Here is a 12,300-nt window from a genome sequence, read left to right as displayed (position 1 = left end):
GAATGACCGGCTACGCGGGCCGTTGCAGCACGGTCAGGCTCCGGTCGAGCAGGGTCAGCCGGTCGCCGGCCTGGACCTTCGCGCCCGTGCCCGCCGCCACCCCGTCCGGGAGGGCCGTGTCGACGACCACCTGCCACTGTCGCCCGTGGTTGACCGGAACCACGAACTCCAGGGGCTTGGGCGAGGCGTTGAACATGAGCAGGAAGGAGTCGTCGGCGATGTGCTCACCGCGCGGGCCCGGCTCGGAGATCGCGTTGCCGTTGAGGAAGACCGACAGTGCCTGCGCCTGCGTGGACCCCCAGTCGCGCTGGGTCATCTCGGTGCCCGCCGGGGTGAACCACGCGATGTCGGACAGCTCGTCGTGGGTGCCCTGGACGGGTCGGCCGTGGAAGAACCGGCGCCGCCGGAAGACCGGGTGGTCGCGGCGCAACCACACCATCGAGCGTGTGAAGTCCAGCAGCTCGCCGTCGTCCTCGGGCCACGGCACCCAGGCCAGCTCGCTGTCCTGGCAGTAGGCGTTGTTGTTGCCGTTCTGGGTGCGCGCGAACTCGTCGCCGTGGCTGAGCATCGGCACGCCCTGGGAGAGCATCAGCGTCGCGATGAAGTTGCGCTTCTGACGGGCCCGCAGCGCGAGTACGGCCGTGTCGTCGGTGTCGCCCTCGGCGCCGCAGTTCCAGGACCGGTTGTGGCTCTCGCCGTCGCGGTTGTCCTCGCCGTTGTCCTGGTTGTGCTTGTTGTTGTAGGAGACGAGGTCGTTGAGCGTGAACCCGTCGTGGCAGGTGACGAAGTTGATGGAGGCGAGCGGGCGGCGGCCGTCGTCCTGGTAGAGGTCGGAGGAGCCGGTCAGCCGGGAGGCGAACTCCGCGAGCGTGCGCGGCTCGCCGCGCCACAGGTCCCGTACGGTGTCGCGGTACTTGCCGTTCCACTCGGTCCACAGCGGTGGGAAGTTGCCCACCTGGTAGCCGCCCTCGCCGACGTCCCAGGGCTCGGCGATCAGCTTCACCTGGGAGACCACCGGATCCTGCTGGACCAGGTCGAAGAACGACGACAGCCGGTCCACCTCGTGGAACTGGCGGGCCAGTGTGGCCGCGAGGTCGAAGCGGAAGCCGTCGACGTGCATCTCGGTGACCCAGTAGCGCAGCGAGTCCATGATCAGCTGGAGCACGTGCGGGGAGCGCATGAGGAGCGAGTTGCCGGTCCCCGTGGTGTCCATGTAGTAGCGGGGGTCGTCCGCGAGGCGGTAGTACGAGGCGTTGTCGAGGCCCCTGAAGGACAGCGTCGGGCCCAGATGGTTGCCTTCGGCGGTGTGGTTGTAGACCACGTCCAGGATGACCTCGATCCCGGCCTCGTGCAGCGCCCGGACCGCCGACTTGAATTCCAGGACCTGCTGGCCGCGGTCGCCCCAGGACGCGTAGGTGTTGTGCGGGGCGAAGAAGCCGATCGTGTTGTAGCCCCAGTAGTTGTTGAGGCCCATTTCCACCAGCCGGTGGTCGTTCACGAACTGGTGTACGGGCATCAGCTCCAGCGCCGTGACACCCAGCTCCGTCAGGTGTTCGATGATCGCCGGGTGGGCGAGCGCCGCATAGGTGCCGCGCAGTTCCTCGGGCAGCGCCGGATGCTGCATCGTCAGGCCCTTCACATGGGCCTCGTAGATCACCGTGTGGTGGTATTCGGTGCGCGGGCGCCGGTCGTCGCCCCAGTCGAAGTACGGGTTGACCACGACCGAGGTCATGGTGTGCGGCGCCGAGTCCAGGTCGTTGCGCTTGTCGGGCGCCCCGAACGGATAGCCGTACACCTCCTCGCCCCACTTGACCGAGCCGCTGATCGCACGCGCGTACGGATCCAGCAGCAGCTTCGCGGAGTTGACGCGCTGTCCGCGCTCGGGCGCGTACCGTCCGTGCACCCGGAACCCGTACCGCTGCCCGGGCATGACCCCCGGCAGATAGGCGTGCCGTACGAACGCGTCGCTCTCGCGCAGTTCCACCGCCGTCTCCGAGCCGTCGTCCTGCAGCAGACACAGCTCGATCCGGTCGGCGGCCTCCGAGAAGACCGCGAAATTGGTACCGGCGCCGTCGTACGTGGCACCGAGTGGATATGCCTCTCCAGGCCAGACCTGCATGGATATGACTCTTCCAGTAGTGCCGCGCCCCTGGGGGCAACTCGGAGTCGAGTCTCCCCGAAACTGAGGGAACCTCCTATGACTTATGTCCCTCTTACCCGCTGACCAGGCATACGTCGTATGCCGAACCAGTGGGGCTCAGATCACTCCTGGAGAAACAGAGGGAGTAGGGGGAAATGTGCGCAAGATAGTGCACCGCCATCTGGGAAAAGTGGTGGCGGGTGCGGCCGTCGCGGTGGCCGGGACGGCCGTGATGGTCGGGATCACCCTTCCGGGCTCGGCGGGGGCCGATGAGAGCTCGGGCGGCCTTCGCGGCGGCAGCCAGGCCGCACAGCAGGCAGGGCAGGGACAGGGGCAGACGGCCGTCGAGCCCGGTGTCGTCGAGCGGGCCCCGGCCGAGGGCGACAAGGGCACCGGCCGTGACCCGCTGACCGACGACGAGACCAAGCGGGTCGAACAGATCGCGCTGAACCGGCAGTTGTTCACCTCCGGCAAGAATGTGGAGGGGCAACGCGGCCCGCAGCGCATCGGTGTCGACCTCGCCGACCCGGAGGAGAGCGAACTCGACGACCCGAACGCGCCGCGCCGCGCGGACGTCACGTTCTACGACTACAAGGACGACACGCTCGTCACCAAAACGGTCGACCTCGGCAGCGGGAAGGTCGAGCGGACGGACACCCAGCACGGTGTCCAGCCGCCCATCAGCCGCGACGAGATGGTCGAGGCCGCGAAACTGCTGATCGCCGACCCGCTCGGCGCGGGCCTGCGGGCCGACTACAAGGACGCCACCGGCAAGGAACTCACCTCGCCCGACCAGCTGACGCTGAACAGCATGGTCTACCGGGCGACCTCGGGCGCCCAGCCCGTCCTCCTCGCGAAGTGCGGCGAGCACCGCTGCGTGAGGCTGTTCCCGAAGGTCAGGAACGGGTCCTGGATAGATGCCCGTCAACTGGTGATCGATCTGAGCGCTCGCAAGGTCGGCAAGCTCGGCTGAGCCGCGACCGACGCGCTCCCGGCGGCTGAGCCGCCTCCGTTCACTTTTCCAACCCACCTCCTTCTTTCGCATGCTTTCGCAAGGAGTCTCTTCGTCATGCGCGTGAACAGAATCAGTCGTGCCCGCAGCCGGACGGCGGTCGGTCTCTCGGTGGCCGCACTCGCCGTCGGCGCGACGACGGCCGCGGGTCCGGCCGTCGCCCAGTCCAAGGCCGCGCCCGCGGCGGCCCCCGCCTGCAGCACGGCGTACAAGATCGAGCAGAAGCTCTCCACCGGCACCACCTGGCGCATGTGCTGGCACTACGAGAGCGAGGCCGGGCTCGTCCTGGAGAACATCTCGTACCAGCCCAAGGGCGAGGCCCAGCCGATCAAGGTCCTCACCAGTGCCAAGCTCGGCCAGATCCACGTCCCCTACGACGACGGCAAGGCCGAGTACGACGACCTCACGGGCGCCGGCTTCGGCCAGGGCCTGATGAAGATGGCGCCCGGCGAGTGTCCCGGCGGCACCATCAAGACCGTGAAGATCCCCAACGCCTGGGACCCGCAGCACCCGAACGTCAACGGCCTGTGCACCACCACCCGTTCGCGCGGCCACGCCTACCGCATGGAGGCCGACACGGGCAACAAGGTCTTCCAGACCCAGGGCAAGGACCTGCTGATCTACACCGTCAACAAGGTCGGCTGGTACGAGTACATCAGCGAGTGGCGCTTCCAGGACGACGGCACCATCAACATGAACATCGGTGCCACCGGCAGCCTCTCGCCCGGCGACTACGACGCGGGTGACGGCCGCGGCTGGCCCATCGGCACGGGTGCCAAGGCCTACGCCACCAGCCACAGCCACAACGTCTTCTGGCGGCTGGACTTCGGGCTCGACGGCTCCTCCAAGAACAAGGTCGAGCAGTACGACTCCGTCGTCAGCCCGCCCCGCAACGGCAACGAGGGCCCGACCAACAAGACCACCCGCACCAAGGTCACCAAGGAACTCGCGGGCGACGCCCAGAACATGCGCTGGTGGCGCGTCGTCAGCGACACCGGAAAGAACAAGGACAACCACGCCCGCAGTTACGAGATCGTCCCGGGCGCCACCACCAAGTACCTCGGCCGCCCCTTCACCAAGCACGACGTGTACTTCACCGAGTACAAGCAGTGCGAGCAGTTCGCCACCAACAACCTGCTCAACTGCGGCGCCGGAGCGGGCAAGTCCGTCGACAAGTACGTCAACGGGCAGACGCTCACCCACCCCATCGTGTGGGTCAACGTGGGCTTCCACCACATAGCGCGCGACGAGGACCAGCAGCCCATGCCGGTCCACTGGCAGGGCTTTTCCCTCGCTCCGCGTGACGTCACCGCTATGAATCCGCTCACTCCGCCGGAGCTCGCCAACCAGAACGGGCATGTGGAAAACGGTAGTTGAGAAACGACCTGTCCATCGGGCTGCACCGCCCGCCGCTCCCGGAGTACCCTTCCTTGATCGTTGAGTGGGGCTGACCCACGGAAGAGCTCGGGGGAGCGGAAGGCGGTGCGCGGGTGGGCTCGGGAGGGCTGGAGTTGCCTCCTGGTGACGAGGGTCACGAGGGGAACTCCACAGATGTCCCACCCGGCGCGGTGTCCCTGGCGCGGCCGATGGAGATGGGATCCATTGGACCGGAACTGGACTGGGGCGCCGACGCCTGGCGTGAGGTGCGTACGCGCGCCCAGCGAGCCGGCCGTGCCTACATCTGGCTGAACCTGGTCGAACAGCGGCTGCGCGCGGTCGTGGCCGCTGTTCTGCGTCCCATCTACGAACCCGTCCACGGCGACGACTGGGTGGTCGCCGCCGCCGGACCCGCCGGGCAGGAGTGGGTGCAGCGCGCGGTCGCCGTACGCGAAGTCAGCCGCCGCAAGGGCTACCTGCTCGACCCGGCCGACGACAACGTGCTCAGCTTCCTCACCCTGCCGCAGCTGCGTGAGCTCATGGTGCAGCACTGGCCGTGCTTCGAGCCCTACTTCGACGAGCGCCGTGACGTCGAACTCGCGCTGGACGAACTGGAAGTCACCCGGAACGTGGTCTCCCGCAACCGGGCCCTGTCCGAGGCCGTCCTGGGGCAGGCCGAGCGCGCCGCGGCCAAGCTCCTGGAGATCCTCGGCGCCGGCAGCGACGTGCCCTCCGCGCGCCGGCTGCCCGTCGACGCCGTCGAGGAGCTGGTCGGCGACCGGTACGCGGACGTGGTCGGCGTGCACTCCGACCGGGTCCGGCTGCTGCGCCAGTTCCCCGCCGAGGACCTCTTCGGCGGCGCCCGCCGACTCGACGCCATCGGTATCGGCCTGAACCTGCTCGTGCAGAACTTCTCCGGGCGGCGGCTCGTGCGCCTCGCCGAGACGGGCTGCCGGGTGCGACTGCTCTTCCTCAACCCGGCGTCCAGCGCGGTCAAGCGGCGCGAGCGCGAACTAGGCATCAAGCGCGGCGAGTTGAGCCGGGCCGTGGAGATGAACATCCTGCACATGCGGCGGGTGCGGGCCCGGCTGCGCGACCCCGGCGCGTTCGAGATCCAGGTGTACGACGAGACGCCGCGTTTCACGGCGTACCTCGTCGACGGGGACGGCTCCGACGGCATCGCGATCGTGCAGTCGTATCTGCGCCGGGCCCGCGGCATGGAGGCGCCGGTGCTGGTGCTGCGCGGTGGAGGCCGGGTGGTCAAACCGGACGAGATCGGCGAAGAGGGCCTCTTCCCGACATATCGCGAGGAGTTCGAGGTGGCCTGGGCGGATTCGCGTCCGGTGTCCTGAAGTGTCGCCCCGACCGGGGCCGTGACGTGTTGTTCGGCGCGGGAAGCGGAACGCGGTCCTCGGACTGTCAGTGGCTCGTGCGATCGTGGAGACCACTGGGGGAAAGCACCACGAAGAAGGGGGGCCGCCCATGGGCTGGCACCGGGAGCTGCTGATCGGCTTCGACCTGGAGACGACCGGGACCGATCCGCGCGAGGCGCGCATCGTCACGGGTGCCGTGATCGAGGTCAAGGACGGAGAGCCGATAGGGCGCCGTGAGTGGCTGGCCGATCCGGGCGTGGAGATTCCGGCGGACGCGGTGGCGGTGCACGGGATTTCGAACGAGCGGGCGGCAGCGGAGGGCAGGCCCGCCGACCAGGTCGCCGACGCGATCGCCGGCGTCCTCACCGGGTACTGGAAGAGCGGCGTCCCGGTCGTGGCGTACAACGCGGCCTTCGACCTGACCCTGCTCTCCGCCGAACTGCGCAGGTACGGGCTGCCGTCGTTGCGTGAGCGGCTCGGCGGGAGCGACCCCGCACCGGTCGTCGACCCGTACACGATCGACCGCTCCGTCGACCGCTACCGCCGGGGCAAGCGCAACCTCGAAGCGGTCTGCACGGAGTACGGCGTGTCGCTGGACTCCGCCCACGACGCCTCGGCCGACGCCCTCGCCGCGGCCCGGCTCGCCCGTGCGATAGCCGACCGCCACCCGAAGGTCGCGGCCCTCGGCCCGGCGGAGCTGCACCGCCGCCAGATCGAGTGGTACGCCGAGTGGGCGGCCGACTTCCAGAGCTTCCTGCGCCGCAAGGGGGAGACGGACGCGGTGGTCGACGGGACATGGCCGATGCGGGACCTGGCGGACCAGAAGGTCTAGGTCAGAAGGGGTACCAGCGCACGGTCTCGTCCCCGTCCCGCAGCGACGCCACCCGTCGTTCGAACTCGGCCAGGGCCTTCGGGTTGCTCGGCGCGTGCTGGGCCACCCAGGCGCAGCTGGCGGTCTCGCGGGCGCCCCGGAGCACGGAGCAGCCCTCCCATGCGCGCACATCCCAGCCGTAGACCTCGGTGAAGGAGTCGTAGGCCTCGGCGGGCAGCCCGTAGCGGTCGCGGGAGAGCGCCATGACCACCAGGTCGTGCTCGCGCAGATCGGCGGAGAAGGTCTCCAGGTCGACCAGGACCGGGCCGTCGGGGCCCACGTGCACATTGCGGGGCAACGCGTCGCCATGGATCGGGCCGGGCGCGAGATGCGGGGTGAGCGCGGCCGCGGCGTCCGCGAAGCCGTCGCGCCGCGCCCGCAGATATGCCGCGTCCGCGGGGTCGATCGCCTCGCCCGCGAGCCGCAGCCAGCGCTCCACCCCGCCCAGCAGCTCGCGCGGCGGCAGGGGGAAGGAGGGGGAGGGCAGTGCGTGCACCACCCGTAGCAGTTCGGCCAAATCCCGTGGCTCGGCGGGGCGTACGGGATCGGGCAGCCGGTGCCACACCGTCACCGGGTGGCCGTCCACCAGCACAGCCTCGGTCTCGGCCGCCCGCACCGCGGGAACGCCCGCCTCGGCGAGCCACGCGGCGATGTCCAGTTCCCGCCGGGCGCGGTCGAGGAGTTCGGCATCGCGCCCCACCTTGACCACCAGGTCACCGGCGGCGAACACCGCGTTCTCGCCCAGAGCGAGGAGCGTCGCGTCCCACGCCGGCCCGGGCAGCACCTCAGCCGCGGCCAGGACGTCCCGCGCCCGTGCCTCGTCCATCCTTCGCCTCCGTGTCCTCGCGCACAGCCCGTGCACGACCCTCGTGTACGACCTTCGGGTAAGGCGTCACGTTCCCGCCATCCGTCGGCCAGTGTCGCATTCGCACAGGTCGGACCGCGTGCGAGGAGTCTTGACGACCTCCGCCTCCGTCAGGACCATGACGGGGGCCGCCGGGACGGCCAGACCGCCATGAGTCGCGCAAAGGAGCCGATTCCATGACATTGGCGAGCGCGACCAGGCGGCCGGCGACGCGCATGCCCGATACGGGCGGGAGGCGGCGCCCCGTCGACCACGGGGCCTGGTTCCTGGTGCTGCCCGCACTGATCCCGATCCTGGTGCTCAGCGTCGGACCGCTGCTCTACGGGATCGCGCTGGCGTTCACCGACGCGCAGTCGGGCCGGACCGCGCCCACACAGTGGATCGGGGCGCTCAACTTCCAGGACCTGCTGCACGACACCCTGTTCTGGGACTCGTTCCGGATCGGACTGCTGTGGGCGGTCGGGGTGACCGTGCCGCAGTTCCTCCTCGCCCTGGGCCTCGCGCTTCTTCTCGACCAGGACCTCCGCCTGCGCCCGCTCGCCCGCGCCCTCGCGATCATTCCCTGGGCCATGCCCGAGGTCGTCGTCGGCATCATGTGGCGGCTCGTCTACAACCCCGACGCGGGCATCCTCAACGAGACCCTGCGCGACCTCGGCCTCGGCGAGGGCCACGACTGGCTGAGCGGTCTCGGCACCGCCCTGCCCGCGGTGATCGTCGTCGGCGTCTGGGCGGGCATGCCGCAGACCACGGTCGCGCTGCTCGCAGGGCTGCAGAACACGCCGCGCGAACTCCACGAGGCGGCCGCGATGGACGGCGCGGGCGCCTGGCGCCGCTTTCTGACCGTCACCTGGCCCGCCCTGAGACCGATCGCCCTCGCCATCACGGCGCTGAATTTTATCTGGAACTTCAATTCCTTCGCCCTGGTCTATGTGCTGACCAACGGCGGACCCGGCGGCCGGACCCGGCTCCCCATGCTCTTCGCCTACGAAGAGGCCTTCCGCTACGGGCAGTTCGGCTACGCGGCGGCCATGGGCTGCGTGATGGTCGCGGTGATCTCGGTGCTGCTCGCGATCCGGCTGGCAGGCCGGCTGAAGGGAGACGAGGACGCGTGAAGACCCGCAAAGGGGCCCGCGCGGGCCAGTACCTCGCCCTGCTCGCCTATCTCGTCTTCCTGGCCTTCCCCTTCCTCTGGCTGATCTCCACCGCGTTCAAACCGGCCCGGGAGCTGGCCAGTCTCCACCCCACCTGGATCCCCCGGAGCCCCACCCTCGCCAACTTCCGCCAGGCCTTCGGCGAGCAGCCGCTGCTGCACGCCGCGCTCAACTCCCTGCTCGCGGCCCTCGGCGCGGCGGTCGTCGCCGTACTGATCGCGACCCCCATGGCCTACGTCATGGCGCGCCACCGCACCCCGCTCGCGAAGGCCGCCACGGGATGGGTCGTGGTCAGCCAGGCGTTCCCGTTCGTGCTCGTGATCATCCCGCTGTTCCTGGTCCTGAAGAACCTGCGGCTGATCGACTCACTACTCGGGTTGATCATGGTGTACGTGGTGTGGGCGCTGCCGTTCGCGCTGTGGATGCTGGTGGGGTACGTACGGGCCGTGCCCGCCGAGTTGGAGGAGGCCGCGGCGGTCGACGGCGCGGGAAGGACGCGGACGCTCCTCTCCGTCACCGCTCCGCTGCTCGCGCCCGGCATCGTGGCGACGGCGCTGTTCGCGTTCATCAGCGCGTGGAACGAGTTCTTCTTCGCGCTCGTGCTGCTCAAGACCCCCGAGAAGCAGACCCTCCCGGTCGTCCTCACGCACTTCATCGGGGCGGAGGGGGTCGCGGACCTCGGCCCGCTCGCCGCGGCGGCGACCCTCGCGACCCTGCCGTCCCTGGTCGTCTTCGCGATCATCCAGAAGCGGATCACGGGCGGCATGCTCGCCGGGGCGGTGAAGAGCTGATGCGCGGGGAGCGGATGCGCGAGAAGCCGAAGCGCGGGAGGTCGATGCGCGGGAGGTCGATACGTCTGAAGCCGGTGCGCGCGAGGGGTCGCGTCGCGCTGGTCATGGGGCTGCTGCTCCTGCTGGGCACGGCCTGCTCCGGTGGCGGCAGCGGATCGCAGGGCGGCCGGATCACCCTGCGCTTCCAGTCCCTGGCCTGGCAGGCGGAGTCCGTCGCCGCGAACAAGGCGCTGGTGAAGGAGTGGAACGCCACCCATCCGGACGTCAAGGTCGAGTACGTCCAGGGCAGTTGGGACAGCGTCCACGACCAGCTGCTCACCTCCTTCGAGGGCGGTGAGGCGCCGGACATCATCCACGACGCCTCGGACGACCTGGCGGACTTCGCCTACGGCGGTTATCTCGCCGATCTGCGCACCCTGCTGCCCGAGCGGCTCAAGTCCGACATCCCGCAGCACAGTTGGGACACCGCGACCTTCGGGGGCGGCGTCTACGGCGTGCCCTTCCTCCAGGAGCCACGCGTCCTGATCGCCAACGCGGGATGGCTGAGGGCGTCGGGCGTCCGCATTCCGACGCCCGAACGGCCTTGGACCTGGGGCGAGTTCCGTGCGGTCGCTAAGCGGCTGAGCGGCAAGGGCAGGTACGGCGTCGCCTGGCCGCTCAGGGAACCCGTCTCGGCGACGCTCAACCTCTCCCTCTCCACCGGCGGTCAGCTGTTTCACCGGGGTGCCGACGGCAAGGTGACCGTCCGCTTCGACACGGCCGACGCGGTGGTGCCGAGGACCGTGCACGACGAGGTGAACACCGACGCCAGCGCCTCCGGTGCCACGCTCGGCATGGGCGGCTCCGACACACTGCCCGGCTTCTTCGGCGGGAAGTACGCGATGGTGCCACTCGGGTTCTCCTACCGCCAGCAGATCGTGCAGCAGGCGCCGAAGGGCTTCGACTGGCAGGTGCTGCCCGCCCCGGCCGGCGCGGACGGGCTCACCCAGGGCGTCAGCCCGCAGACCCTGTCCATCGCCGCCGACAGCCCGCACAAGAAGGAGGCCGCCGCGTTCATCGACTTCCTGCTCCGGCCCGAGAACATGGTCCGCCTCGCCCTCGGCGACTGGATGCTGCCGACCGGGACCGAGGCACTCAAGGACCCCGCCCTGCACACCGCCAAGGACGGCTGGGCGACCGGCGCCGCCCTCGCCTCCCACCTCCGCCCGGCCCCCGCCCAGTCCGTGCGCGGCTATCCCGAGTGGAAGGACAAGGTGGCGACCCCCGCGTTCCAGGAGTACTACAGCGGGGCGATCGGGCTCGCCGAGCTGAGAAAGCGGCTGGTGAGGGACGGGAACCTGGTGCTGGCCCGCTACCAGAGGTGAGTGGTCAGGGCTGGTCCCGAGGTGGCGGGTGGCCGTCGGCACGAGCGAAAACAGGTTGGACGAGACGTCTCGTCTTGCCTAGGGTCCTCGCATGACCACTCGCCCCGCCCACATCGCCATGTTCTCCATCGCCGCCCACGGGCACGTGAACCCGAGCATCGAGGTGATCCGCGAGCTCGTGGCGCGCGATCACCGTGTGACGTACGCGATTCCGCCCGCCTTCGCCGAGAAGGTCGCCGAGACGGGGGCCGAGCCGAGGCTGTGGCACTCGACCCTGCCCACGGACGACGACCCGGAGGCATGGGGGACCGAGCTGATCGACAACATCGAGCCGTTCCTGACGGACGCCCTGCAGGCCGAGCCGCAACTCGCGGCGGCCTACGAGGGTGACGAACCGGACCTCGTGCTGTACGACATCACCGCGTACCCGGCCCGGGTGCTCGCCCACCGCTGGGGCGTCCCGATCGTGCAGCTCTCACCGAACCTCGTCGCCTGGGAGGGGTACGACGAGGAGGTCGGCAAGCCGCTGTTCGAGCCGCTCAAGCGGACCCCGCGCGGAAAGGCGTTCTACGACACCTTCGCGCGCTGGATCGCGGAGAACGGCATGGACCTGAGCGTCGAGGACTTCATGGGCCGCCCCGACCGGTGCCTCGTCCTCATCCCCGAGGCCCTCCAGCCGAACGCCGACCGCGTCGACGAGAAGCGGTACACCTTCGTCGGCGCCTGTCAGGGCGACCGCGCCGCGCAGGGGGACTGGCGGCGGCCCGCGGACGCCGAGAAGGTGCTGCTCGTGTCGCTGGGTTCCACCTTCACCAAGCAGCCCGCCTTCTACCGCACGTGCGTCGAGGCCTTCGGCGGGCTGCCGGGCTGGCACGTCGTGCTGCAGATCGGCCGCTTCGTCGACCCCGCGGAGCTGGGAGAGGTGCCCGGCAACGTGGAGGTCCACCCGTGGGTGCCGCAGCTCGCGATCCTCCGCCAGGCCGACGCGTTCATCACACACGCCGGTGCGGGCGGCAGCCAGGAGGGGCTGGCCACCGGCACCCCGATGGTCGCCGTACCGCAGGCCGTCGACCAGTTCGGCAACGCCGACCTGCTCCAGGCGCTGGGCGTGGCCCGCCACCTGCCGATGGCGGAGGTCACGGCCGAGACCCTGCGGGAGGCGGTCCTCGCCCTGGTCGAGGACCCTGCGGTGGCGCGTCGCCTGCGGGAGATCCAGGAGCGCCTGGCGGGAGAGGGCGGCACCGGGCGGGCGGCCGACCTCATCGAGGCCGAGCTGTCGGCGGGCGCGTAGGCGAGAGGGGCGCATGGACAAAGGGCCTGTTGGTCCCCTGAGGAACCAACAGGCCCTGATGCCTA

Annotated in this window: 10 protein-coding genes; 8 read left to right on the top strand and 2 right to left on the bottom strand. The window is 69.9% G+C overall.

The genetic code is table 11. The features are described from left to right. Window positions 1–10: 10 nt before the first annotated feature. Window positions 11–2,119, bottom strand: coding sequence for a glycogen debranching protein GlgX (glgX, locus tag AQJ27_RS31315; RefSeq protein WP_067375848.1), 2,109 nt, complete (start codon window positions 2,117–2,119; stop codon window positions 11–13). A 178-nt stretch (window positions 2,120–2,297) separates the two neighbouring features. On the opposite strand from glgX, the gene AQJ27_RS31310 reads away from it, so the two are divergent. The 4 genes from AQJ27_RS31310 to AQJ27_RS31295 all read left to right on the top strand — a co-directional run bounded on the left by AQJ27_RS31310 (window position 2,298) and on the right by AQJ27_RS31295 (window position 6,734). After that, entirely contained in the window at window positions 2,298–3,113 is an 816-nt protein-coding gene (locus tag AQJ27_RS31310; RefSeq protein ID WP_067375846.1) for a Tat pathway signal sequence domain protein, read from the top strand. A 96-nt stretch (window positions 3,114–3,209) separates the two neighbouring features. Further along, on the top strand, window positions 3,210–4,529 hold the full coding sequence (locus AQJ27_RS31305; RefSeq protein ID WP_067375844.1) for a copper amine oxidase: 1,320 nt from the start codon (window positions 3,210–3,212) through the stop codon (window positions 4,527–4,529). A 113-nt stretch (window positions 4,530–4,642) separates the two neighbouring features. Further along, entirely contained in the window at window positions 4,643–5,881 is a 1,239-nt protein-coding gene (locus AQJ27_RS31300; RefSeq protein ID WP_067375842.1) for an SAV2148 family HEPN domain-containing protein, read from the top strand. Window positions 5,882–6,011: 130 nt separating this feature from the next. Continuing rightward, window positions 6,012–6,734 carry a 3'-5' exonuclease gene (locus AQJ27_RS31295; protein ID WP_067375840.1) on the top strand — a complete coding sequence of 241 codons (723 nt, stop codon included), beginning with the start codon at window positions 6,012–6,014 and terminating at the stop codon, window positions 6,732–6,734. A gap of 1 nt (window position 6,735) precedes the next feature. On the opposite strand, the gene AQJ27_RS31290 is transcribed toward AQJ27_RS31295, so the two are convergent. Continuing rightward, window positions 6,736–7,599, bottom strand: a complete 864-nt coding sequence (locus AQJ27_RS31290) for a phosphotransferase enzyme family protein (protein WP_067375837.1) — start codon at window positions 7,597–7,599, stop codon at window positions 6,736–6,738. A 215-nt stretch (window positions 7,600–7,814) separates the two neighbouring features. On the opposite strand from AQJ27_RS31290, the gene AQJ27_RS31285 reads away from it, so the two are divergent. The 4 genes from AQJ27_RS31285 (at window position 7,815) to mgt (ending at window position 12,235) form a co-directional block, all read left to right on the top strand. Beyond that, on the top strand, window positions 7,815–8,750 hold the full coding sequence (locus AQJ27_RS31285; protein WP_067375835.1) for a carbohydrate ABC transporter permease: 936 nt from the start codon (window positions 7,815–7,817) through the stop codon (window positions 8,748–8,750). After that, on the top strand, window positions 8,747–9,580 hold the full coding sequence (locus AQJ27_RS31280) for a carbohydrate ABC transporter permease (protein WP_067375834.1): 834 nt from the start codon (window positions 8,747–8,749) through the stop codon (window positions 9,578–9,580). Before AQJ27_RS31285 ends, AQJ27_RS31280 begins: the two co-directional genes overlap by 4 nt. A gap of 104 nt (window positions 9,581–9,684) precedes the next feature. Further along, complete coding sequence (locus AQJ27_RS31275) at window positions 9,685–10,944, top strand: ABC transporter substrate-binding protein (RefSeq protein ID WP_067376005.1); 1,260 nt, start codon at window positions 9,685–9,687, stop codon at window positions 10,942–10,944. 91 nt (window positions 10,945–11,035) lie between these two features. Next, window positions 11,036–12,235: a macrolide-inactivating glycosyltransferase gene (gene mgt, locus AQJ27_RS31270; RefSeq protein WP_067375832.1), complete on the top strand. Its 1,200-nt coding sequence runs from the start codon at window positions 11,036–11,038 to the stop codon at window positions 12,233–12,235. The last annotated feature ends 65 nt before the right edge of the window (window positions 12,236–12,300 follow it).

The organism is Streptomyces olivochromogenes (assembly GCF_001514115.1).
GTDB classification, from domain to species: domain Bacteria; phylum Actinomycetota; class Actinomycetes; order Streptomycetales; family Streptomycetaceae; genus Streptomyces; species Streptomyces olivochromogenes.
This window is presented reverse-complemented; position numbering and strand designations above follow the sequence as displayed.